Origin of the sequence: Bacillus sp. PS237 (assembly GCF_037963345.1) — a bacterium.
GTDB classification, from domain to species: Bacteria; Bacillota; Bacilli; order Bacillales; family Bacillaceae; genus Bacillus; species Bacillus subtilis.
This window is the reverse complement of the sequence record NZ_CP150156.1, coordinates 2,331,234-2,354,282: the sequence shown is the minus strand read 5'-3', so window position 1 is coordinate 2,354,282 and position 23,049 is coordinate 2,331,234. Positions and strand designations below refer to the sequence as shown.

Genomic DNA, 23,049 nt, shown 5'->3' with positions numbered 1-23,049 from the left:
GATCATATCGGCAGTGAAACCGGCTATGAGATCAAGATGTACGCTGAAAACCGGCATGGACCGCATGACAGAACAAGAGAGCACATCTCTTCGAAAAAGTGTATACGCGTGATCATGGACAGCTTATTCCGTTTTGCGCGAGCATTGAGGGGAATTTTACGCCAGGCCATATGAATCTATGGAGCGTGAGAAAATCCTGCTTTTTTTCTGTAAGCCTGAGACTGTTTATTTGTTTCAGGCGGTGTTTTCAAAGGGAAGCCGCATCAGCGGCTGAAAGAACTGACAGTCATGCGTTTAAGAGAACAGGCCTTGGTTTGTGACATAGTCATAAATGATATCTTCTATATGCGCATGCAAATCCTCATCTGGTTCTTCATTCCGTCTCTCTTGTAGAGCCGCTTTCAGGCTTTGTTTTTCATACGGGCTTAACGGATCTATAGCAACGTTTCTGCCGTATTGCCGCAATGCCTGTCCCAGCATTTTTTCGACAAATTTCTCCATCATGACTCTCCTATCCTTATGCTTCGCTTTTATTCTACTAAATGTTTTTCTTCTCTCAAACCCTTGGATCATATTTTCTGTCAGACAAGAATCATTTACCAGTATAAAACGAACATACTTTCGCATATAATGAAAAGCGAACATAAGTTCTTTTTAGAGGTGTGTATGATGAAAGAAAAAGTGATTTTTCTCGTTGACATGCAATCGTTTTATGCATCTGTAGAGAAAGCGGAAAATCCACATTTGAAAAATAGGCCCGTCATTGTTTCGGGTGACCCTGAAAAAAGGGGCGGAGTCGTATTGGCTGCCTGCCCGCTGGCGAAACAAAAGGGTGTGGTGAATGCTTCACGGCTGTGGGAGGCGCAGGAAAAGTGTCCTGAGGCTGTTGTGCTCCGGCCGCGTATGCAGCGGTATATTGATGTATCACTGCAAATTACGGCCATTCTCGAGGAGTATACAGACCTTGTGGAGCCGTATTCCATCGATGAACAGTTCATGGACATTACAGGCAGCCAGAAGCTGTTTGGGACGCCGATGGAGATCGCGAAAAGCATTCAGGGCAGAATCATGCGGGAGATCGGCGTTTATGCACGGGTCGGAATCGGCCCTAACAAAGCGCTGGCCAAAATTGCGTGTGACAATTTTGCCAAAAAGAATAAGAACGGTATTTTTACCTTAACGAAAGAAAATATGAAAACCGAAATGTGGCCGCTCCCGGTGGGCAGCATGTTTGGCGTCGGGAGCCGCATGAAGCATCATTTAAATCGAATGGGCATCAGCACGATCGGCGGGCTCGCGGCTTTTCCGCTCGATCTTTTAAAAAAGAAATGGGGCATTAACGGCCACGTGCTGTGGATGACGGCAAACGGAATCGACTATTCCCCTGTGTCAACTTCGTCTCTGGACGGGCAAAAGGCGATAGGTCATGGAATGACTCTCCCGAGAGACTACGAACACTTTGACAAAGAAATCAAGGTCGTATTGCTTGAGCTGAGTGAAGAGGTGTGCAGGCGAAGCCGAAACGCCGGGGTCATGGGGCAGACAGTGTCAGTGAGCTGCCGGGGTGCTGATTTTGATTGGCCGACGGGCTTCAACCGGCAAGTGAAGCTGGCAGAGCCGACTAATTCTACGCAGGATGTATATGAGGCTGTACGACGGCTGTTTCTTACATTTTGGGACGGGAAACCCGTCCGCCGCCTCGGTGTCAATCTGTCTCAGCTCTCATCTGATGACATATGGCAGCTCAATTTATTTCAGGATTATGCAAAGAAAATGAGCCTAGGCTATGTGATGGATGGCATTAAAAATCGATTCGGCGATACAGCAATCATCAGGGCGGCGTCACTGACAGCGGCAGGCCAGGCATTTGAACGTGCGGCTAAAATAGGGGGGCATTATAAATGAACGACCATTTAAAAAGGGGCAACCTGCTGTGGGAAGGGAGCAGGATGTTTCTGCCGGAACATAAGCAAAGCCTGCTGGAGAGAAAGCGACTTAAACAGAAGCTGCAAAAGCCGATCCTTGACCCCGATAAGCTGGAAGAGATGAATCAAACGCTTTGCGCCGCGATGGAGTTTGCTCAGGATATCACTGTCAGCTGCTTTCAGGACGGTGAGATTGTCTGCTGCACCGGGAAAATCTGCCGGTATGAAGAGTTTGAAAAAGCAGTATGGATAAAAGGAGACGAGGATCAGCTTTATAAGCTGAAACTTGATCAAGTGCTTGATATTGTGCTGTAAAGTCTCTCCTCCTGTTTGGGGGAGAAATAGGCGTAAAATGATCAAACATTGTTCCCTCGGCAGTCTGGAAACGTATGATACAGGAAAGAAGGCATTTACAATTCCAGCCAGGCAAAATATAATTTTTATATTGTGAGAAAAAGAGCTGACATTCGTTTTGCCAGACGGAGGGAGATCAAATCGTAATGGATATTCGAACAATCACGTCTTCAGATTATGAAATGGTAACGTCTGTACTGAATGAATGGTGGGGCGGCAGACAGCTGAAAGAAAAATTGCCGAGACTATTTTTTGAGCATTTTCAGGACACAAGCTTTATTACATCCGAACATAACAGCATGACGGGATTTTTAATCGGATTTCAATCGCAATCCGATCCTGAAACGGCGTACATTCATTTTTCCGGTGTGCATCCGGATTTCAGAAAAATGCAAATTGGGAAACAATTGTATGATGTATTTATCGAAACAGTAAAACAAAGGGGCTGCACCCGGGTGAAGTGTGTCACTTCACCTGTGAATAAGGTATCAATCGCATATCACACAAAATTGGGGTTTGATATTGAAAAGGGCACCAAAACGGTAAATGGCATCTCAGTGTTTGCAAACTATGATGGCCCGGGCCAAGACAGGGTACTATTTGTCAAAAACATATGAGGGGGAAATATGATGGATTTTTTATCAAAAACACCTGAGCCTCCTTACTATGCAGTCATTTTTTCTTCTGTCAAAAGCGAAAATGACACAGGATATGGAGAAACAGCGGAGCGGATGGTATCACTTGCGGCGGATCAGCCTGGATTTTTAGGCGTGGAAAGCGTACGTGAAGCGGATGGAAGGGGCATCACAGTTTCCTATTGGGACAGTATGGACGCAATTAACCATTGGAGGCATCACACTGAACATCAAGCAGCAAAAGAAAAAGGAAGAAGCGTTTGGTACGAGTCGTATGCAGTCCGCGTCGCAAAAGTCGACAGACAGCGGCTGTTTCAGGAGAACACGAATGATTGAATTTCTCCAGCATAAGGAAGCCACTATAGCGCGTGAGATTTTAGCCGTACAGATCCCCGCCTACATAAAGGAAACAGAGATTATCGGTTTTGACGGTATTCCCGCTTTACAAGAGAAGGTAAAGGATATTCAAGCATCCCATGAACGGTTTGCGGGATATCGGAAAAACGGCAAGCTGATCGGTGTCATTTCATATGAGAAAAACATGCATTATCTCACCATTTGCAGGCTTGTTGTGCATCCTGACGGTTTCAGAAAAGGAATTGGACGAGCGCTTCTGCAATTTGTCATTGATCATAATGAAGACGCTGAGAAAATCGAAGTAGTCACAGCCGAGAACAATACCCCGGCTGTGTCACTCTATACACAGGCCGGATTCCAAAAGGCAGAAACCGTCAAAGCAGCGCAGGGTCTATTGCTGTCGGTCTTTCATTTGTATCCGAAAAGAAAAGTTGAGATCATTCTCTACAACGAAAAATGGGCAGAATGTTTCGATGAAGAAAAAGAACGGCTGAAACTTGTGTTCGGGCCGGAGATTATCGCTATTCATCACATCGGAAGCACATCAATACCTAACATGGCAGCGAAGCCAATCATTGATATGTTAATTGAAGTCAGAAGCATTGAAGCCGTGAGCCAATTTGATGAACAAATGAAGGCCAACGGCTATACACCAAAAGGTGAGAACGGTATAGCGGGCAGGCGTTATTTCCAAAAGGGCGGAAATAAACGCACTCATCATGTCCATATGTACGAACAGGGAAACCCTGCTATTGAAAGGCATCTGTTATTCAGAGATTATCTCAGAGCTCATCCAAACATAGCGAAAGAATACGCCGTTCTCAAAAAACAGCTGGCGGCCCAGCACCCTGACAGCATCAATCAGTATATACAAGGGAAAGATGAGTGGATCAAGACTGCAGAAGAAAATGCGAAGCGGTGGAAAAAAGGCAGAAACAATGCGAATGGCAGTATTGTATGCTACAATAGCGAAAATGATGAAAACGGGGGTTTCACCTTATGAACATACATGTGACAGATGCAGCAAAACAGGCACTGCAGCAGGCGTTTGACGCCAACCCGGGAAAAAAAGCCCAGCTTCGTTACGATGCAGAAGGATGCGGCTGCGCGGTAAGCGGTGTCCCGACAATCTGGCTGGCAGAAGAATTAACGGGACAGTGCGAGCAGCTGGAAACGAACGGCATTCCGCTGTATATCCAATCGTCGCAAAAAGTGTTTTTTGACGATCAAATGACGATCGATTACAATGAAAAAGCCAAAACATTGGCGCTGAAAAGCCCGGCTGAAATGCTCAGCCCCAGAATGAGCATATTAGTAAAGTAGGAGACGCGAAACGTGGAACAAAAGCTGAAGGCAATGAAGAACACAGCACAAAATAAAACGTGGGTATCCTTCCTGAATCAAAACCATCCTTATACCTTGCTTCACTGGTCAATCGGAGGAGCAGAGTCCATCAAGAAAGATGTCTGGCTATTGCAGGATGAAATGACCTTCGAGACGCAGGAGTTTACAACGATAGATCTTGCGATTGAATGGATCAGAGAAAATATGGATGGCATTACCGACGTTCTGTAACATAAAAAAGCGAAAGAGCCGAAGAGGCCTTTCGCTTTTTTATTCTGTTGAATCATTCATGTTGTCTAAAAACTCCTGCACTGTTTTTCGGTACGTATGCCGATTTTTGGTATATGACATGGCGTGTTCACCGTTCTCGGCAATGTACAGCGCTTTCGGACCGCGTTTCTTTTCATAAAGCCGCTCGGTTGAAGAAACAGGAATGTAGTCATCATCCTTACTGTGAATAAAGAGGACCGGCTTTTCAATTTTATCAATGACAGCAAGCGGAGATACTTCACGTGCGCGATAGCCTCCCCTCAGCTTCAAAAAGAAGTCGGCGATAGGAAGCAGGGGCCAAGACGGGAGCCTGTATTCCGCTCTCAGCCGATAGGCAAGCTGTTCATCAAAACATGCGAACGGACAATCGGCAATATAAAAATCAGCGCCATCGCTGCAGTGTGCACCAGCATAAAGCAGGGCGGTCACGGCCCCCATCGACTCACCATGAATTCCGATCAATCCGCGATGATTTGTTTTGTTTTTGAGCAAGCTGACAACCTTATTGAGATCATCCTTTTCGTAAAACCCGTAGCTGGTCGTCTTTCCGCCGCTTTGGCCATGCCGGCGATGGTCATAAATGAGCACATTCCAGCCGAGATCTAGAAATAAATGCATATACTTAAGAGAATTCAGTACATTCATCGTCACCCCGTGGCAGATGATGATGGTATTTGGTGTGTCATGCGGTGCGACATGGTATCCTTTTATGTCGTACCCGTAAGCGGAGGGTATCACAAAAGCGGTTTTCTCCATTTGTTCAAATGATTCAAACACATCATGTCCGTTGTCTGTCTCTCTTTTGATAATGTCTTCATCCGTTTTTTTCTTGATGAATAGAATCATATGTGAAAAAACAATTCCGATTGCGATGACAGCTGTTACGAGCGCGCCAATGGCCAAAAGGATTTTCTTCAAAAGTCACAGCACCTTTCAACGAAATATATAGGCAATTCGTGTTTAAGATCATTATACCTAAACACTGCTACGCTGAGAAAGTGATCAGAAGAGAGTCTGCTTGTTCAGTTTATATGCTCCGTGATAAACTGGCTTCAAAACAAAACATGGGGGAAGTCTGCATGAAAAAACAAAAATCCATTGACAAACACCAGCTAAAAGACGGCCTTCAATCCGATATCAAAGCAAAGCTTATGGAGATGAAGAGCCAATTGAAGGAAGAGGATGAAAAGAGGCAGAAAAGAGAAAAAGCAGAACAGATTAGAAAGAAAAAAGAGATCGAAAAAAATAAGAGCTTTGAAGAACTCCTAAATGAAAGCCAAATGGATTGGCATCAATATAAATAAACCAGCACCCGTACAGGTGCTGGTTTTTCTGCTATGAGCGATGAGCTTTGTAAATGTCTTGTTTCGTATGAGATTGGAGCGCTTTGATTTCCTCTTCGGTTAAACGCCGTGCATTTGCTGCCTGAATATTTTCCCGTAACTGCTCAATCTTACTGGCGCCTGTAATCACTGAAGCGACAGCCGGCTGTGCTAGCAGATACTGCAGCGACTTTTCTGTCATGGAAAGATCGGGAGCCACTTCCTCCATTGCCTTACGGGCATTTGTCAGTTCCTCGAATGAATAGGACAAGTACCCGTTTTGTTTCATACTTTCTGAAGCTTGATCAAGCGGTTTTTCAGTTAAGAGCCCTTTGGCAACAGGACCTCTGGCGACTACGCTGATTTGATGTTCCTCTAAAAGCGGGAGCCATTCCTCAGGGCGTCTGTCAAACAGGCTGAATTGCATCATAATGCTGACGATGTTTGATTTTTTTACATATTCTTTAATCACATTCGGGCGGATGGAAGAAATGCCGTAGTAGCGGATGACACCTTCTTGTTTTAATTCCTCAAACGCTTCAATCGTTTCATCAATGTTGTCCTCTATCGTGCCGCCGTGGAGCTGATAAAGGTCGATATAATCTGTTTTCAGACGTGTAAGGCTCTTTTTTACCGCCTCTTTTATGTAAGCTTTTGAAGGGTCCCAATACCAGCCCTCGCTTCCGTCATCCCAACGGTTTCCCGCTTTTGTTGCCAGAATAATATCATGGCGTCTGTTTTGGATCGCATCACCGACAATTTCTTCATTGCGTCCCCGGTCATACAAATCCGCTGTGTCCAAATAGTTGATGCCAAGCTCGATCGCTTCATCCAGAATGGACAATGCTTTGTTTTTTTCAGTTCCAAGAGACATACAGCCGAGTCCGACTTCGCTAATGTCTAAATCAGATGTACCCAATTTGCGCTTTCTCATGTGCACACTCCTTTTTTAGGCTTTGTATTGACCGTAATATAAAGGAGCTAAAGTTTCAACTTTTATGGCTTTGAGATCCAATCTTTCACATATTGAAATGTGCGTCCATACTCTTTTAACTTCGCTCGAATTTCCCATGCTTTTCCGACTAAGACAACACCTTTTGGCATGCGGTGCACTTTCACGAAGAAGCCCCCTTTTGCTCTAGTATGATAAAATGTATGGGGCATCATATAGAGACAGAACGGGAGATGAAGAAATGAAATCATTAGAAGAAAAAACAATTGCCAAAGAACAGATTTTTTCGGGTAAAGTCATTGATCTTTATGTCGAGGATGTAGAGCTGCCAAACGGCAAAGCCAGTAAACGTGAAATTGTGAAACACCCTGGAGCTGTAGCGGTACTAGCCGTCACAGATGAAGGGAAAATCATCATGGTCAAACAATTCCGTAAGCCGCTTGAGCGGACGATCGTTGAAATTCCGGCCGGTAAGCTTGAAAAAGGTGAGGAGCCGGAGTATACGGCACTTCGGGAACTTGAAGAGGAAACCGGTTATACAGCAAAAAAACTGACAAAAATAACTGCGTTTTATACATCACCCGGATTTGCAGATGAAATCGTTCACGTTTTTCTTGCTGAGGAGCTTTCTGTGCTTGAAGAAAAACGGGAGCTTGATGAGGACGAGTTTGTTGAAGTGATGGAGGTGACGCTTGAAGATGCGCTAAAGCTGGTTGAATCGCGTGAAGTATATGATGCTAAAACAGCCTACGCGATTCAGTATCTTCAGCTGAAAGAAGCGCTCCAAGCACAAAAATGAAAAAGATTTACGCGGATTTGCACATTCATATCGGCCGGACCTTTACAGGAAGGGCTGTCAAAATAACAGGCGCCAAAACATTAACGCTGGACAGAATTTTGGTTGAAGCCAGTGAACATAAAGGAATTGAACTCCTCGGCATTATCGACTGTCATTCTCCGGAAGTCATTCTAGAGCTTGAGGAAGGCATTTCATCTGGAAAATATCGCGAGCTTGACGGGGGAGGAATCCGTTATCGCAGCACGACTCTTTTATTGGGGAGCGAGCTGGAGATTTATGATGAAGCCTGCAGCGGACCGATCCATGTGCTCGTATTTATGCCGACGCTGGCTGATATGAAACAGTTTTCAAACTGGCTGTCAGCCCGGCTGAAAAATATTCATTTAAGCTCGCAGCGGATTTATGAAACGGGCTTAAACCTGCAAAAAAAAGTGCAGGATATGGGCGGCCTGTTTATCCCCGCCCATATCTTTACGCCGCATAAAAGCTTATATGGAAAAGGGGTTAAATCAAGCTTAACTGAGGTTTTTGATCCATCTATGATAGACGCGGTGGAGCTTGGATTAAGCTGTGATACAGACATGGCATCACACGTATCGCAATTGAATCCGTATCCTTTTTTAACAAATTCTGATGCGCATTCGTTGGGGAAAATCGGCAGAGAATATAATGAATTATATGTGCAGTCAGCTGATTTTACTGAATTTGCTCTTGCATTAAAGGGACAAGATGACAGGAAAATTATCGCAAATTATGGCTTGGACCCGTTATTGGGGAAATATTATCAGACGGCTTGCGAAGCGTGCGGAGAGCCTGCTGTAAGCGGGGAAACAGCGTGCGCGAATTGCGGAAAAGCCAGATTTACCAAGGGAGTCAGCGATAGATTGCGTGAATTGAGTGATCAGCTTGAAGTTCGCGTCCCGCGTCCGCGATATGTACATCAGATCCCGCTGCAATTTGTTCCGGGTGTAGGCCCGAAAACGCTGGACAAACTAAAAAAAGCCTTCGGAACAGAAATGGCTGTTCTTCATGAGGCTGCAGAAGAAGATTTGGCTCGCGTTGTCCCGCCGAAAACCGCGGCGCTTATCGTAAAAGCGAGATCCGGAAAACTGGAATTGAAAGCCGGAGGAGGAGGAACCTACGGTAAAATTAAACCGTGAGCTAAAGATTAACTCAGTTCCTCCTGTACTTTTCTTTTTGTGCGTATAAAGGTAATCAGCTGGATGATTTCATCTTCACTCAGCGGCTGGCCATCAACAGAAATGGTAAAGTCGAGGCTGCTCCACGTGGCCAATTCTATGGCCTGAGGAGCAGTCTGCTTTTGTTTCTCGCGGCCTAAAAGTTCATCGCAGGTTGTGTCAAAGAGGTCAGCCAGCATGGCAAGCGCTTCAAGTGAAGGCCGTCGGTAGCCTGACTCGTAGCCGGCATATGTGCTTTTTGCGATACCGAGAAGGTCAGCTGTATATTGAAGCGACCAATTTTTCTTTTTTCTCAATTCAGTTAAACGATCTAGATTCATGAACTTCCGCTCCTTTTTCACCTTGAGCTGATTATATCATATAGGTATTAGGAAGTGTACGCGAATTGAATAATAATGTCTTGCGTATTTTATTTTCCGTGTCTATAATTGCATTAAAAGTATGCGAAAAGCGAATACCTTCTCGCAACCCATCTTTAGATACAGTGAAGAGGTGCATGGTATGAAAAAATTATTGATGTTGACAACTGGGGGAACGATTGCTTCAGTTGAAGGGGAAAATGGGCTGGCTCCCGGAGTCAAGGCTGATGAATTATTAAGTTACGTATCAAAACTTGATAACGATTACACAATGGAAACTCAGTCGCTTATGAATATAGACAGCACCAATATGCAGCCTGAATACTGGGTGGAAATAGCAGAAGCCGTTAAGGAAAATTATGATGCCTATGACGGGTTTGTTATTACTCACGGTACAGATACAATGGCCTATACATCTGCCGCACTATCGTATATGCTGCAGCATGCCAAAAAGCCGATTGTCATCACCGGCTCGCAGATTCCGATCACGTTCCAAAAAACCGATGCCAAAAAAAATATTACAGATGCCATTCGATTTGCCTGTGAAGGCGTGGGCGGCGTTTATGTTGTGTTTGACGGCAGAGTCATTCAGGGAACGCGTGCGATCAAATTAAGAACGAAAAGCTACGACGCATTTGAAAGCATCAATTACCCATATATCGCTTTTATCAATGAAGACGGGATCGAATACAACAAACAAGTAACGGAACCTGAGAACGACACCTTCACAGTTGACACTTCACTATGCACAGATGTATGTCTGCTGAAGCTGCATCCAGGCTTAAAGCCCGAAATGTTTGATGCCCTGAAAAGCATGTACAAAGGAATTGTCATTGAGAGTTATGGCAGCGGAGGAGTGCCGTTTGAAGGCAGAGACATTTTGTCAAAAGTGAATGAACTGATCGAAAGCGGCATTGTCGTCGTCATTACGACTCAATGTCTTGAAGAAGGCGAAGACATGAGCATTTACGAGGTTGGCCGCAGAGTCAACCAAGACTTAATTATCCGATCAAGAAATATGAACACAGAAGCAATTGTGCCAAAATTGATGTGGGCGCTAGGTCAGTCTTCGGATCTTCCTGTCGTCAAGAGAATTATGGAAACGCCGATAGCTGATGACGTTGTCCTGTAAAATGTAAAAACGATAACCAGCAAAGAGAAAGAAGGTTAAAGATTATGTTAAACGGCCAAAAAGAATATCGCGTGGAAAAAGACTTCCTTGGGGAAAAACAAATTGAAGCAGATGTTTATTACGGAATTCAGACGCTCCGTGCTTCTGAAAATTTTCCGATCACAGGATACAAAATCCATGAGGAAATGATTAACGCACTGGCGATTGTGAAAAAAGCTGCGGCTCTTGCCAACATGGACGTGAAACGGCTGTATGAAGGAATTGGCCAAGCTATCGTACAAGCCGCTGACGAGATTCTGGAAGGCAAGTGGCACGATCAGTTTATCGTCGATCCGATTCAGGGCGGTGCCGGAACTTCTATGAACATGAACGCGAATGAGGTTATCGGAAACCGGGCGCTTGAAATCATGGGACATAAAAAGGGAGATTATATCCATTTAAGTCCAAACACACATGTGAACATGTCACAGTCTACGAACGATGTGTTCCCGACTGCTATCCATATTTCCACATTGAAGCTCTTAGAAAAACTGCTGAAAACAATGGAAGATATGCATAGTGTGTTTAAGCAAAAAGCACAGGAGTTTGACTCTGTTATTAAAATGGGCCGGACACACCTTCAAGATGCGGTTCCGATCCGTCTTGGCCAGGAATTCGAAGCTTACAGCCGTGTTCTCGAGCGTGATATCAAACGAATCAAGCAATCGCGCCAGCACCTGTATGAAGTCAACATGGGCGCAACTGCTGTTGGTACAGGGCTGAACGCTGATCCTGAATATATCAAACAGGTAGTAAAGCACCTTGCTGATATTAGCGGGCTTCCTCTTGTCGGCGCTGATCATCTTGTTGATGCGACACAAAATACAGATGCCTATACAGAGGTATCAGCTTCATTAAAAGTCTGCATGATGAACATGTCGAAGATCGCAAACGACCTGCGCTTAATGGCGTCGGGACCGCGCGCCGGACTTGCGGAAATTTCTCTGCCTGCACGTCAGCCGGGTTCATCTATTATGCCGGGGAAAGTCAATCCGGTTATGGCGGAGCTGATCAACCAAATTGCGTTCCAGGTTATCGGAAATGACAATACAATCTGCCTTGCTTCAGAAGCCGGCCAGCTTGAGTTGAACGTCATGGAGCCCGTGCTTGTCTTTAATTTGCTTCAATCCATCAGCATCATGAACAACGGCTTCCGTTCGTTCACTGACAACTGCTTAAAAGGCATTGAAGCCAACGAAAAGCGTATGAAGCAATACGTAGAAAAAAGCGCAGGCGTGATCACAGCTGTCAATCCGCATCTTGGGTATGAAGCGGCAGCTAGAATTGCCAGGGAAGCAATTATGACAGGGCAATCTGTCCGGGATCTTTGTCTGCAGCATGATGTGCTGACTGAAGAAGAATTGGATATTATTTTAAACCCATATGAGATGACCAAACCAGGTATCGCAGGGAAAGAACTATTAGAAAAATAAAATTTGTATAAAATACAGCTTATTCATCTCCGAATAGTCGGATGAATAAGCTGTTTACAACATAGGGATGAGGAAGTATAGTATACGTGTTGCACTATATATTGAAAGCGTTTTAGCTTTTACATGAAGGGGGACTTCTTTTGAAGGATGTAAGATTGCCAACACTATTTGAAATTATTATTGTACTAGGAGTATTTTTAGCACTTGTTCTATCGTTTACAGTCTTTCTCGACTTGCCGATACAGCTGGCGCTTTTTGTTTCATGGTTTATTGCAATGCTTTTAGGTATTAGACTCGGTTATTCTTATAAAGATTTACAAAATGCGATTGTACATGGGATATCAAATGGCCTTGAAGCCGTACTGATTCTCGTTTCAGTTGGGGCGCTCATCGGAACATGGATTGCCGGAGGCGTTGTGCCGACTTTGATTTATTACGGACTGGAATTTATTCACCCAAGTATCTTTTTACTGGCAACGTTAATTATTTGTTCCATTATGTCTGTGGCAACAGGAACGTCATGGGGAACAGTCGGAACTGCCGGCATTGCCATGATCGCAATTGGAGAGGGGTTAGGCATTCCGCTTCCTCTAGTAGCGGGAGCTATTCTTTCAGGTGCTTATTTTGGGGACAAGCTGTCTCCGCTGTCTGACAGTACAGTTCTAGCTTCTTCACTATCAAAAGTCGATGTATTGGCTCACGTGAGAGCAATGCTTTATTTATCAATACCTGCTTATGTCATTACAGCTATACTCTTTACAGTTGTTGGATTTATGTACGGCGGGAAAAATATTGATCTTGATAAAGTTGAATTCTTAAAATCATCTTTGCAAAACACGTTTGACATTCATATTTGGATGCTGATCCCGGCAGTTCTCGTCATAGTCTTATTGGCGATGAAAAAGCCATCTATGCCAGTTATCGTAATTGGCGCTTTACTCGGTGCAATCTGGGCTGTTGTTTTCCAAGGAATGGATATTGCCCATGCGATTGCAACTGCGTACAACGGCTTCTCTATTAAAACGGATGTTGAATTTTTGAACGGCTTGTTAAACCGCGGTGGAATTGTCGGTATGCTTGATTCTCTCGTCGTCATCATCTTTGGCCTTGGTTTTGGCGGTCTGCTTGAGAAACTCGGCGTGTTAAAAGTCATTGTTTCAACGTTTGAAAAGAAATTAACTTCAGCCGGCAATGTCACATTGTCTACACTGATCGTAGCGTTTTTAGCAAACATCTTCGGCTGTGCGATGTATGTATCTCTTATTTTGACTCCGAAAATTATGGAAGACAGCTATGATCGCTTACATCTGGACAGAAGAGTGTTATCACGTAACTCAGAGGTCGGGGGAACATTGACTTCGGGGATGGTTCCTTGGTCTGATAATGGGATTTACATGGCTGGTATTTTAGGTGTTTCTACCTTCTCTTATCTGCCGTTTATGTGGCTCAGTTTTGTAGCAATAGGTCTTGCAATTATCTATGGTTATACAGGAAAATTTATATGGTATACGAAAAACAATACAGTTAAAGCCGAAAAACTAGGCTAATAGGGGAGGATCACTGAATGATAGCGAAACACATGATTCGGACACTGATGATCGAAACGCCTTCGGTTCCCGGAAATCTTGGAAGGGTGGCTACGGCCATCGGCCTTCTGGGCGGGGATATTGGTGAAGTGGAGACGGTAAAAGTCGGACCCAATTACACAATGCGGAATATTACCGTTCAAGTGGAGAATGAAGAACAGCTTCAGGAAGTGATCGCGGCTGTACAGGCCCTCGGAGAAGGGATCAGGCTTCACACCGTATCTGATGAAGTCCTGTCCGCACATGAAGGCGGAAAAATCCAAATGAAAAGCAAAATGCCGATCCGTTCACTGGCAGAGCTGGGACGTGTCTACACACCAGGTGTTGCGGACGTGTGCCGACTGATCGAAAAAGAACCTGAAAAAGCTTCTATTTATACAACGATCAGCAATTCTGTTGCAATTGTAACGGATGGAACCGCAATTTTAGGCCTTGGGAATATCGGCTCTGTGGCTGGCATGCCTGTCATGGAAGGAAAGGCTGCTTTATTTGATCAGCTGGCGGGTATTAGCGGCATTCCGATACTGCTTGATACGAGTGATCCTGAAGAAATCATCAAAACAGTAAAACATATTTCTCCGGGCTTTAGCGGCATCCTTCTTGAGGATATCGGTTCGCCGCATTGTTTTGAAATCGAGGATCGCCTAAAAGAGGAGCTGAACATCCCTGTTATGCACGATGACCAGCATGGTACAGCTGTAGTGACGCTGGCAGCTGCCATTTCGGCATGCAGGAGTGCGGGGGTTGACCTGAAGGAAGCGAAAGTGGGGCAAATCGGCCTTGGCGCAGCAGGCGTGGCCATCTGCCGGATGTTCATGGCTTATGGTGTGAATGCTGTATACGGAACAGACAAATCAGAGTCAGCAATGAACCGTCTCGAACAATACGGCGGACAGGCAGTTTCCAGTATTGAGGAGCTTATGGAAACATGTGATATTGTCATTGCTACAACGGGCGTTCCGGGTTTAATAAAACCGGCATTTGTACGTTCTGGTCAAGTGATTCTGGCTTTATCGAATCCGAAGCCGGAAATTGAGCCGGAGGCCGCACTGCAGGCTGGCGCCGCATATGCAGCTGACGGGCGTTCTGTTAATAATGTACTCGGTTTTCCAGGGATTTTTAGAGGAGCGCTTAACGCAAAAAGCACGGAGATTAATCATGATATGCTTGTCGCAGCAGCAGAGGCCATCGCAGCTTGCACTAAACAAGGTGATGTTGTCCCTCAGCCGCTTGATTCAAAAGTCCATCATGCGGTAGCAGCAGCTGTCGAGCATGCAGCTCTTACAGCAGTGAAATAAATGTAGCTAAACAGCACCTGTCGTAGCAGGTGCTGTTTTTTTCTTATCATTGTTCAATTTTGTTATCATTACTATGAAAATAAAAAAGGGAGTGATCACATGGCAAAAAGCCAAGCGAAAAAGAAGCGGGGGCATCGATTGAGAAACGGCGGACGTGACGTCTTATTATCAAGAGGCAGCACACCATCTTTCAGCACACATGGAAGAATGACAAAAAGCAAAAAAGAGATTTTGAATAAACGGAAGCATAAGAATCCTTATGATCATACAGCAGTTGATGATAAGGATTTTTTTGTGCCCCAAAAAGCCGCCTAGCATTCATCTCTATTGTTTCTTTTTGAAAAAGGGCATGTTTTTCTGTTTCTTTCATACAATCTATTAAATCAAATCACTAGAGCGGGCGGGAGGAAACGGTATGCGAAAAATCTCTTATAAGGACATGTTTCTCAGGCATGTCAAAGATCATCTCTCTCTTTATATATTTGTGTCAGTGCTGTTTTTCATGGGTGTCATCTTTGGCGCGATTATTGTCAACAGTATGACCATCAGCCAGAAAGAAGATTTATACTACTACTTAAGTCAATTTTTTGGACAGCTTTCGGATGGAAAACAGGCAAGTTCAGCTGATATGTTTGGGCAAAGTATCTTTCATAATGCAAAGTATTTAGGCCTGATGTGGATACTGGGAATTTCCGTCATTGGGATGCCGATTATTTTCATTATGATCTTTCTGAAAGGGATCGTCGTCGGCTTTACTGTCGGGTTCCTAGTCAATCAGATGGGAGTAAGCGGGTTTTTCCTATCATTTGTCTCCGTTTTGCCGCAAAATGTGCTGCTGATTCCGGCTTATCTCATTATGGGCACATGTGCAATTGCGTTTTCTTTAAAGTTAATCAGACAGCTGTTCGTGAAACGAAGCCTGCATGACGCGCCGATTCAATGGTTCGGGCGGTATGCCTTTGTGCTGCTGGTCATTCTGTTTTTAGCGCTGATTTCATCTCTCTTTGAAGCATACTTATCTCCTGTTTTAATGGAAAAGCTTACATCTAGACTTTTTTAAAATCATTATTAAAAGAAAACCATTTTATTTATCAGTTTATAATAATTATAGTTGGAACTCTGCGCGTATTTTGTTATAATGAGTCATGGAATGCGGCGTAGGAGGGAAAGACATGGAAAACCGTATTGATCGTATTAAGAAACAACTGCACTCATCCAGCTATAAACTTACGCCACAGCGTGAAGCGACAGTAAGAGTGCTGCTTGAAAACGAAGAAGACCATTTAAGCGCAGAAGATGTATACCTCCTCGTAAAAGAGAAATCTCCTGAGATCGGTCTCGCTACAGTATACCGTACGCTTGAATTATTAACTGAATTAAAAGTCGTAGATAAAATTAACTTTGGAGACGGTGTGTCCCGTTACGACCTTCGGAAAGAGGGCGCAGCTCACTTTCATCACCACTTGGTGTGCATGGAGTGCGGAGCCGTTGATGAAATTGAAGAAGATTTGCTTGAAGACGTGGAAGAAATCATTGAACGTGATTGGAAATTTAAGATTAAAGATCATAGATTGACGTTTCACGGCATTTGCCACCGCTGTAACGGAAAAGAAACTGAATAGACGGTGCCGAGCGCGAACCTTTTCTCATGGGGAAAGGGTTTTTTGCTGTTTCTATGTATAAAACCTTTCTGATTTGGCATATGGTTTATATAACTGGAACCATAGGGAAAGGATCGATTAGGACATGGGAAGATTCCTGAAAACAGCTGTCGATGCATTGAAAGTTTTCATCCTGTTTACCGGTTTTACCGCTTTGTTCTATTATGCTATGATATGGGTGAATCAAGAGTATGAAAACTATCATCGGTATGATAAACCGGAAGGCTCCGCTGTAAAAGTTGTTGAAATGGATCAGGATGAAAAAGGCGGATGGTTCGACCGGTTGATCTTTTTTTACCAAAACGGGGAGTAGATCAAGAGTGAAAGATCAAATAAAGGATTTCATCCACTACGTTATGGTAGAGAGAGGGCTCTCTCAAAATACGATCGTATCCTATGAACGTGACTTGAAAAGCTATTCTCTCTACTTAACAGAAACCCTTCATGTTACAGATTGGAATCACGTTACCCGCATACATATTATCCAATACTTAAAGCATTTGAAGGACTCGGGGAAATCCGGCAAGACATCGGCGCGGCATTTGGCATCCATTCGCTCTTTTCATCAATTTCTGCTCAGGGAAAAAGTAACGGATAAGGACCCTTCCGTTCATATCGAAACACAAAAGACGGAACGGGCGCTTCCGAAGGTGCTCGCGCTCAATGAAGTCGAGCGGTTATTGGACACGCCTAAGCTGACGAGCCCTTTCGGATATCGGGATAAAGCAATGCTGGAGCTGCTTTATGCGACAGGCATACGAGTCAGTGAAATGATTGAATTGAAAACGGCTGATGTTCATTTATCTATGGGGTTTATCCGATGCTTCGGCAAAGGAAGAAAAGAACGGATTGTGCCAATCGGTGAAGCCGCTGCTTCCGCCATTGAGGAATATATGACAAAAGCCAGGGGAAAACTGTTAAAAAATAATGTATCTGACGCCCTCTTTTTAAATCATCACGGCAAACAGATCAGCCGCCAGGGATTTTGGAAGAACCTGAAAAAAATCGCATTGGAAGCCGGCATTAAGAAAGAGCTGACTCCGCATACACTCAGGCATTCCTTTGCGACGCATCTGCTTGAGAACGGGGCAGATTTAAGAGCGGTGCAGGAAATGCTCGGTCATGCGGATATATCCACGACGCAAATTTATACGCATGTGACGAAAACAAGGCTGAAGGATGTGTACAAGCAGTTTCATCCGCGAGCATAGCCGCAGGTGGCTGCGGCTTTTTTGTTTAGAGCGACAGAAAATATTGAAGTTTCTCATTATTTCCAAATACATTGTCAACGGGAATGAAAACGGTTTATACTTGAGTTGTCAGACCTCTTAGCGATACAATAGACGTATAGAAAAAAAGGAGGCTTTCAAGATGCCTGCATACAAATATAATCGTGTGTTTTTAATTGTGATGGACTCAGTCGGAATCGGCGAAGCGCCGGATGCCGCTGACTTTAATGACGAAGGCGCTCATACGCTCGGTCATATTGCCGAGCATATGAACGGATTACATATGCCGAATATGGCAAAGCTCGGCCTTGGTCTTATCGAAGATATCAAAGGTGTAGAAAAAACAGAACATCCGCTTGCCTATTATGGAAAAATGCAAGAAGCGTCAAACGGCAAAGATACGATGACCGGCCATTGGGAGATTATGGGTTTATACATTGATAAACCGTTTAAAGTGTTCCCGGAAGGCTTTCCTGATGAATTGCTTCAAGAGCTGGAAAAGAGATCTGGCCGCAAAATTATTGGAAACAAGCCGGCTTCCGGCACAGCGATTTTGGATGAGCTTGGCCAGGAGCACATGGAGACAGGGGCTTTAATTGTTTACACGTCTGCTGACTCTGTTCTGCAAATTGCCGCTCACGAAGAGGTTGTGCCGCTTGAGGAGCTGTATCGCATTTGCGAAACGGCGAGAGAGCTGACGCTTGATCCGAAATATATGGTTGGCCGCATTATTGCACGGCCGTTCGTCGGAGAGCCGGGTCAATTCAAACGGACGCCAAACCGCCATGATTATGCGCTGAAGCCGTTTGACCGCACTGTCATGAATGAATTGAAAGACTGCGGCTTAGATGTGATTTCAATCGGTAAAATCTCTGATATTTACGACGGAGAAGGCATTACTTCTTCACGCAGAACGGTTTCTAATATGGACGGAATGGACAAGGTGATCGATACGCTGGGAGAAGATTTTACGGGTCTGAGCTTTGCGAACCTTGTTGATTTTGACGCGTTATTCGGACACCGCCGTGACCCTGAAGGCTACGGACGCGCGCTTGAAGAATTTGATGCGCGGCTTCCGGAAGTGTTTGAAAAAATGAGAGAAGACGATCTGTTAATTATTACAGCCGACCACGGCAATGATCCGATTCATCATGGGACTGACCATACACGCGAGTATGTGCCGATTCTCGCTTACAGCAAAAAACATAAGAAAGCGCAAATGCTGCCGCTTGCAGATACATTTGCCGATATTGGCGCAACGATCGCTGATAATTTCCAAACAAATAAACCGAAATACGGGAAAAGCTTTTTATCTTTATTACAATAGGGGGACTGTTTCTTGAAGGACAGAATTGAACGCGCAGCCGCTTTTATTAAACAAAACCTGCCGGAATCTCCAAAGATCGGCCTTATTTTAGGCTCAGGTCTTGGCATTTTGGCGGACGAAATCGAAAATCCGGTCAAGCTGAAATATGAAGATATACCTGAATTCCCGGTATCTACTGTTGAAGGGCATGCCGGACAGCTTGTGCTTGGCACTCTTGAAGGAGTTTCCGTCATTGCAATGCAGGGCCGCTTTCATTTTTATGAAGGCTACTCAATGGAGAAAGTCACATTCCCTGTACGCGTGATGAAAGCGCTCGGTGTGGAAGCGTTGATCGTGACAAATGCCGCAGGCGGTGTCAACACTGAATTCCGTGCGGGAGATTTAATGATTATTACCGATCATATCAACTTTATGGGAACAAACCCGTTAATCGGGCCAAACGAAGCAGATTTCGGCGCCAGATTTCCAGATATGTCTTCAGCCTATGACAAAGATCTGTCCAGCCTGGCTGAAAAGATTGCGAAAGACCTTAATATCCCAATTCAAAAAGGCGTGTACACTGCTGTGACAGGACCTTCTTACGAAACACCGGCAGAAGTCCGTTTCTTAAGAACGATGGGCTCTGATGCAGTCGGCATGTCTACTGTTCCGGAAGTCATTGTAGCGAATCATGCGGGAATGCGGGTTCTTGGCATTTCCTGCATCTCTAACGCGGCAGCCGGAATTCTGGATCAGCCTTTAAGTCACGATGAAGTTATGGAAGTGACCGAAAAAGTAAAAGCTGGATTCTTAAAGCTTGTTAAAGCGATCGTCGCTCAGTACGAATAAATATGAATCAATGCAGGACCAAAAGACAGCTGTGTCTGATATCACACAGCTGTCTTTTTTTATGCCCAAAATTCGAAACATTTTCCATCAGTGGCGTATAAAACCATCACGCTTGGAAAAAATAAAAAGGATTATGAAATGGAGGGCTTTTGAGATGAAACGTCTTTTATCCACTTTGTTGATTGGTATAATGCTGCTTACATTTGCACCGTCTGCATTTGCAAAACAAGACGGAAAACGTACATCGGAGCTTGCTCATGAAGCGAAGTCTGCGGTGCTGATAGAACGTGACACGGGAAAAGTGCTTTACAACAAGAACAGCAATGAGAGACTGGCGCCTGCAAGCATGACGAAAATTATGACGATGCTTTTGATTATGGAAGCTTTAGATAAAGGCAAAATCAAAATGAGTGATAAGGTCCGTACAAGCGAGCATGCGGCGTCAATGGGCGGCTCACAGATATTCCTTGAGCCCGGCGAAGAAATGACTGTCAAAGAAATGCTGAAAGGCATCGCAATCGCTTCGGGAAATGACGCTTCCGTCGCCATGGCTGAATTTATTTCCGGCTCTGAAGAAGAATTTGTGAAGAAAATGAATAAAAAAGCAAAAGAGCTGGGATTGAAAAATACATCCTTTAAAAACCCAACAGGACTGACCGAGGAAGGACACTACAGCTCTGCTTATGACATGGCAATCATGGCTAAGGAATTATTGAAATACGAATCAATTACGAAGTTTACCGGCACGTATGAAGATTATCTGCGTGAAAATACAGATAAAAAGTTTTGGCTTGTAAATACAAATCGCCTTATCAAATTTTATCCTGGTGTAGACGGCGTAAAAACAGGCTATACAGGCGAAGCGAAATATTGTCTGACTGCTTCGGCTAAAAAAGGAAACATGCGGGCCATAGCGGTTGTATTCGGAGCGAGCACGCCTAAAGAAAGAAACGCGCAAGTGACAAAAATGCTTGACTTCGCCTTTAGCCAATATGAAACGCATCCTTTATATAAACGAAATCAAACAGTAGCAAAAGTAAAGGTCAAAAAAGGGAAACAAAAATTTATCGAACTCACTACATCTGAGCCGATTTCAATATTGACGAAAAAAGGCGAGGATATGAACGATGTGAAAAAAGAAATCAAGATGAAGGACAATATTAGTGCTCCGATTCAAAAAGGCCAAGAGCTTGGCACTCTTGTTCTGAAAAAGGATGGAGAAGTACTCGCTGAAAGTCCTGTTGCTGCAAAAGAAGATATGAAGAAAGCCGGGTTTATCACATTCTTAAAGCGGACGATGGGAGACTGGACAAAATTTAAGTAATTATGCCGAATGACCACTAGTTTTGTCACGGTGAAGGAATTCATTCCGTCGAAATCGAAACACTCATTATCCGATCATATCAAGGAGGAATGAGCATGAGCCTTGGAATTGACATGAATGTCAAAGAATCTGTGCTTTGTATTCGATTAACAGGCGAACTCGATCACCATACGGCTGAAACCCTGAAGCAAAAAGTGACTCAATCATTGGAGAAGGATGATATTCGCCATATCGTGCTGAACTTGGAGGACCTTTCCTTTATGGACAGCTCGGGGCTTGGCGTTATTTTAGGAAGATACAAGCAAATTAAGCAAATTGGCGGAGAAATGGTTGTTTGCGCTATCTCTCCTGCGGTGAAGCGATTGTTTGATATGTCGGGTCTGTTTAAAATTATCCGATTTGAACAATCTGAACAGCAGGCACTCCTGACACTGGGGGTGGCATCATGAAAAATGAAATGCACCTTGAGTTTTCTGCCCTCAGTCAGAATGAATCGTTCGCCCGTGTGACAGTTGCTTCATTTATAGCTCAGCTGGACCCGACAATGGATGAACTGACTGAAATCAAAACAGTCGTGTCAGAGGCTGTCACGAATGCGATTATCCATGGATATGAAGAGAACTGTGAAGGGAAAGTTTACATTTCAGTGACGCTGGAAGATCATGTCGTATATATGACTATTCGTGATGAAGGCTTAGGCATTACAGATCTTGAAGAAGCCCGTCAGCCTCTATTTACGACTAAGCCTGAGCTTGAGCGCTCTGGAATGGGCTTTACCATTATGGAAAATTTCATGGATGATGTCAGTATCGATTCATCGCCTGAAATGGGAACAACGATTCGCTTAACAAAGCACTTATCAAAAAGCAAAGCGCTTTGTAATTAAGGAGATTTGTTATGGATGTGGAGGTTAAGAAAAACGGCAAAAACGCTCAGCTGAAGGATCATGAAGTAAAGGAATTAATCAAACAAAGCCAAAATGGCGACCAGCAGGCAAGAGACCTCCTCATAGAAAAAAACATGCGTCTTGTTTGGTCTGTCGTACAGCGGTTTTTAAACAGAGGATATGAGCCTGACGATCTCTTCCAGATCGGCTGCATCGGGCTGTTAAAATCTGTTGACAAATTTGATTTAACCTATGATGTGCGTTTTTCAACGTATGCAGTGCCGATGATTATCGGAGAAATCCAACGATTTATCCGTGATGACGGAACCGTAAAGGTATCACGGTCATTAAAAGAGCTTGGAAACAAAATCCGGCGCGCGAAGGATGAGCTTTCGAAAACACTGGGCAGAGTGCCGACGGTGCAGGAGATCGCTGACCATTTGGAGATTGAAGCTGAGGATGTTGTACTGGCCCAAGAGGCGGTAAGGGCTCCATCTTCGATTCACGAAACCGTTTATGAAAATGACGGAGATCCGATTACCCTGCTTGATCAAATCGCTGACAACTCAGAAGAAAAATGGTTTGACAAAATTGCGCTGAAAGAAGCGATCAGCGATTTGGAGGAAAGGGAAAAACTAATCGTCTATCTCAGATATTATAAAGACCAGACACAGTCCGAGGTGGCTGAGCGGCTCGGGATCTCTCAGGTGCAGGTTTCCAGGCTTGAAAAGAAAATATTAAAACAGATCAAGGTTCAAATGGATCATACGGATGGCTAGTCTGCAGTGCA

General features: G+C 44.3%; 30 protein-coding genes. 25 read left to right on the top strand and 5 right to left on the bottom strand.

Features of this window, described 5'->3' with window-relative positions:
* Positions 1 to 294: 294 nt before the first annotated feature.
* Positions 295 to 501: a YqzH family protein gene (locus NST22_RS12025; RefSeq protein ID WP_004398642.1), complete on the bottom strand. Its 207-nt coding sequence runs from the start codon at positions 499 to 501 to the stop codon at positions 295 to 297.
* Positions 502 to 666: 165 nt separating this feature from the next.
* On the opposite strand from NST22_RS12025, the gene NST22_RS12020 reads away from it, so the two are divergent.
* The 7 genes from NST22_RS12020 to NST22_RS11990 all read left to right on the top strand — a co-directional run bounded on the left by NST22_RS12020 (position 667) and on the right by NST22_RS11990 (position 4,846).
* Positions 667 to 1,905 carry a DNA polymerase IV gene (locus NST22_RS12020; RefSeq protein ID WP_010886562.1) on the top strand — a complete coding sequence of 413 codons (1,239 nt, stop codon included), beginning with the start codon at positions 667 to 669 and terminating at the stop codon, positions 1,903 to 1,905.
* Positions 1,902 to 2,240: a YolD-like family protein gene (locus NST22_RS12015; protein WP_004398477.1), complete on the top strand. Its 339-nt coding sequence runs from the start codon at positions 1,902 to 1,904 to the stop codon at positions 2,238 to 2,240. The genes NST22_RS12020 and NST22_RS12015 overlap by 4 nt, the downstream gene beginning before the upstream one ends.
* A 185-nt stretch (positions 2,241 to 2,425) precedes the next feature.
* Positions 2,426 to 2,896 carry a GNAT family N-acetyltransferase gene (locus NST22_RS12010; protein WP_004398668.1) on the top strand — a complete coding sequence of 157 codons (471 nt, stop codon included), beginning with the start codon at positions 2,426 to 2,428 and terminating at the stop codon, positions 2,894 to 2,896.
* 9 nt (positions 2,897 to 2,905) lie between these two features.
* Positions 2,906 to 3,250 (top strand): antibiotic biosynthesis monooxygenase, encoded by a 345-nt coding sequence (locus NST22_RS12005; RefSeq protein WP_003245961.1) that lies wholly within the window; start codon positions 2,906 to 2,908, stop codon positions 3,248 to 3,250.
* Positions 3,243 to 4,274, top strand: a complete 1,032-nt coding sequence (locus NST22_RS12000) for a bifunctional GNAT family N-acetyltransferase/GrpB family protein (protein ID WP_004398771.1) — start codon at positions 3,243 to 3,245, stop codon at positions 4,272 to 4,274. Before NST22_RS12005 ends, NST22_RS12000 begins: the two co-directional genes overlap by 8 nt.
* Positions 4,271 to 4,594: an iron-sulfur cluster biosynthesis family protein gene (locus NST22_RS11995; RefSeq protein ID WP_003226552.1), complete on the top strand. Its 324-nt coding sequence runs from the start codon at positions 4,271 to 4,273 to the stop codon at positions 4,592 to 4,594. Before NST22_RS12000 ends, NST22_RS11995 begins: the two co-directional genes overlap by 4 nt.
* Positions 4,595 to 4,606: 12 nt before the next feature.
* Positions 4,607 to 4,846 (top strand): YqkC family protein, encoded by a 240-nt coding sequence (locus NST22_RS11990; RefSeq protein ID WP_003230411.1) that lies wholly within the window; start codon positions 4,607 to 4,609, stop codon positions 4,844 to 4,846.
* 39 nt (positions 4,847 to 4,885) lie between these two features.
* On the opposite strand, the gene NST22_RS11985 is transcribed toward NST22_RS11990, so the two are convergent.
* A complete protein-coding gene (locus NST22_RS11985) occupies positions 4,886 to 5,803 on the bottom strand; it encodes an alpha/beta hydrolase (RefSeq protein ID WP_004398519.1) in 918 nt (305 codons plus the stop codon).
* 161 nt (positions 5,804 to 5,964) lie between these two features.
* Here NST22_RS11985 and NST22_RS11980 point away from each other — a divergent pair, with 161 nt between their 5' ends.
* On the top strand, positions 5,965 to 6,189 hold the full coding sequence (locus NST22_RS11980) for a YqkE family protein (RefSeq protein ID WP_010886561.1): 225 nt from the start codon (positions 5,965 to 5,967) through the stop codon (positions 6,187 to 6,189).
* A gap of 31 nt (positions 6,190 to 6,220) precedes the next feature.
* On the opposite strand, the gene NST22_RS11975 is transcribed toward NST22_RS11980, so the two are convergent.
* A complete protein-coding gene (locus NST22_RS11975; RefSeq protein WP_004398525.1) occupies positions 6,221 to 7,141 on the bottom strand; it encodes an aldo/keto reductase in 921 nt (306 codons plus the stop codon).
* A 62-nt stretch (positions 7,142 to 7,203) separates the two neighbouring features.
* Positions 7,204 to 7,326, bottom strand: a complete 123-nt coding sequence (gene mciZ / locus NST22_RS11970) for a Z-ring formation inhibitor MciZ (protein ID WP_003230420.1) — start codon at positions 7,324 to 7,326, stop codon at positions 7,204 to 7,206.
* A gap of 74 nt (positions 7,327 to 7,400) precedes the next feature.
* Here mciZ and nudF point away from each other — a divergent pair, with 74 nt between their 5' ends.
* Both nudF and NST22_RS11960 read left to right on the top strand, forming a co-directional pair.
* The gene (nudF, locus tag NST22_RS11965) at positions 7,401 to 7,958 is read left to right on the top strand and encodes an ADP-ribose pyrophosphatase (RefSeq protein ID WP_004398600.1); all 558 of its coding nucleotides are present in this window, start codon (positions 7,401 to 7,403) and stop codon (positions 7,956 to 7,958) included.
* A complete protein-coding gene (locus NST22_RS11960; protein WP_003246128.1) occupies positions 7,955 to 9,118 on the top strand; it encodes a TIGR00375 family protein in 1,164 nt (387 codons plus the stop codon). The genes nudF and NST22_RS11960 overlap by 4 nt, the downstream gene beginning before the upstream one ends.
* Before the next feature lie 8 nt (positions 9,119 to 9,126).
* On the opposite strand, the gene ansR is transcribed toward NST22_RS11960, so the two are convergent.
* Complete coding sequence (gene ansR / locus NST22_RS11955; protein WP_004399024.1) at positions 9,127 to 9,477, bottom strand: HTH-type transcriptional regulator AnsR; 351 nt, start codon at positions 9,475 to 9,477, stop codon at positions 9,127 to 9,129.
* Between the two features lie 181 nt (positions 9,478 to 9,658).
* Between ansR and ansA the strand changes: the two genes are divergently transcribed.
* From ansA to sigF, 15 genes are all read left to right on the top strand, one after another.
* Positions 9,659 to 10,648: an asparaginase gene (gene ansA / locus NST22_RS11950; protein WP_004399032.1), complete on the top strand. Its 990-nt coding sequence runs from the start codon at positions 9,659 to 9,661 to the stop codon at positions 10,646 to 10,648.
* 44 nt (positions 10,649 to 10,692) lie between these two features.
* Positions 10,693 to 12,120 carry an aspartate ammonia-lyase gene (gene aspA / locus NST22_RS11945; RefSeq protein WP_003230430.1) on the top strand — a complete coding sequence of 476 codons (1,428 nt, stop codon included), beginning with the start codon at positions 10,693 to 10,695 and terminating at the stop codon, positions 12,118 to 12,120.
* Between the two features lie 140 nt (positions 12,121 to 12,260).
* Positions 12,261 to 13,667 carry a malate-H+/Na+-lactate antiporter MleN gene (mleN, locus tag NST22_RS11940; protein WP_003230432.1) on the top strand — a complete coding sequence of 469 codons (1,407 nt, stop codon included), beginning with the start codon at positions 12,261 to 12,263 and terminating at the stop codon, positions 13,665 to 13,667.
* Positions 13,668 to 13,684: 17 nt separating this feature from the next.
* Positions 13,685 to 15,004, top strand: a complete 1,320-nt coding sequence (locus tag NST22_RS11935; RefSeq protein WP_004398731.1) for an NAD-dependent malic enzyme — start codon at positions 13,685 to 13,687, stop codon at positions 15,002 to 15,004.
* A gap of 99 nt (positions 15,005 to 15,103) precedes the next feature.
* Positions 15,104 to 15,319: a hypothetical protein gene (locus NST22_RS11930; RefSeq protein ID WP_003246030.1), complete on the top strand. Its 216-nt coding sequence runs from the start codon at positions 15,104 to 15,106 to the stop codon at positions 15,317 to 15,319.
* Positions 15,320 to 15,419: 100 nt separating this feature from the next.
* Positions 15,420 to 16,064: a stage II sporulation protein M gene (gene spoIIM, locus NST22_RS11925; RefSeq protein WP_004398593.1), complete on the top strand. Its 645-nt coding sequence runs from the start codon at positions 15,420 to 15,422 to the stop codon at positions 16,062 to 16,064.
* A gap of 112 nt (positions 16,065 to 16,176) precedes the next feature.
* Entirely contained in the window at positions 16,177 to 16,626 is a 450-nt protein-coding gene (fur, locus tag NST22_RS11920; RefSeq protein WP_003223972.1) for a ferric iron uptake transcriptional regulator, read from the top strand.
* Positions 16,627 to 16,750: 124 nt separating this feature from the next.
* Positions 16,751 to 16,978: a YqzK family protein gene (locus NST22_RS11915; protein WP_003230440.1), complete on the top strand. Its 228-nt coding sequence runs from the start codon at positions 16,751 to 16,753 to the stop codon at positions 16,976 to 16,978.
* A gap of 7 nt (positions 16,979 to 16,985) precedes the next feature.
* Positions 16,986 to 17,876, top strand: a complete 891-nt coding sequence (xerD, locus tag NST22_RS11910; protein WP_004398985.1) for a site-specific tyrosine recombinase XerD — start codon at positions 16,986 to 16,988, stop codon at positions 17,874 to 17,876.
* A gap of 160 nt (positions 17,877 to 18,036) precedes the next feature.
* Positions 18,037 to 19,221 (top strand): phosphopentomutase, encoded by a 1,185-nt coding sequence (deoB, locus tag NST22_RS11905; RefSeq protein WP_003230444.1) that lies wholly within the window; start codon positions 18,037 to 18,039, stop codon positions 19,219 to 19,221.
* A gap of 12 nt (positions 19,222 to 19,233) precedes the next feature.
* Positions 19,234 to 20,049, top strand: a complete 816-nt coding sequence (locus tag NST22_RS11900) for a purine nucleoside phosphorylase I, inosine and guanosine-specific (RefSeq protein ID WP_003230447.1) — start codon at positions 19,234 to 19,236, stop codon at positions 20,047 to 20,049.
* Positions 20,050 to 20,203: 154 nt separating this feature from the next.
* Positions 20,204 to 21,373 (top strand): D-alanyl-D-alanine carboxypeptidase DacF, encoded by a 1,170-nt coding sequence (gene dacF / locus NST22_RS11895; RefSeq protein WP_004398637.1) that lies wholly within the window; start codon positions 20,204 to 20,206, stop codon positions 21,371 to 21,373.
* A gap of 95 nt (positions 21,374 to 21,468) precedes the next feature.
* Positions 21,469 to 21,822 (top strand): anti-sigma F factor antagonist, encoded by a 354-nt coding sequence (gene spoIIAA / locus NST22_RS11890; RefSeq protein ID WP_004398633.1) that lies wholly within the window; start codon positions 21,469 to 21,471, stop codon positions 21,820 to 21,822.
* Positions 21,819 to 22,259 (top strand): anti-sigma F factor, encoded by a 441-nt coding sequence (gene spoIIAB, locus NST22_RS11885; RefSeq protein ID WP_003230452.1) that lies wholly within the window; start codon positions 21,819 to 21,821, stop codon positions 22,257 to 22,259. The genes spoIIAA and spoIIAB overlap by 4 nt, the downstream gene beginning before the upstream one ends.
* Before the next feature lie 11 nt (positions 22,260 to 22,270).
* Positions 22,271 to 23,038 (top strand): RNA polymerase sporulation sigma factor SigF, encoded by a 768-nt coding sequence (sigF, locus tag NST22_RS11880; RefSeq protein ID WP_003230458.1) that lies wholly within the window; start codon positions 22,271 to 22,273, stop codon positions 23,036 to 23,038.
* The last annotated feature ends 11 nt before the right edge of the window (positions 23,039 to 23,049 follow it).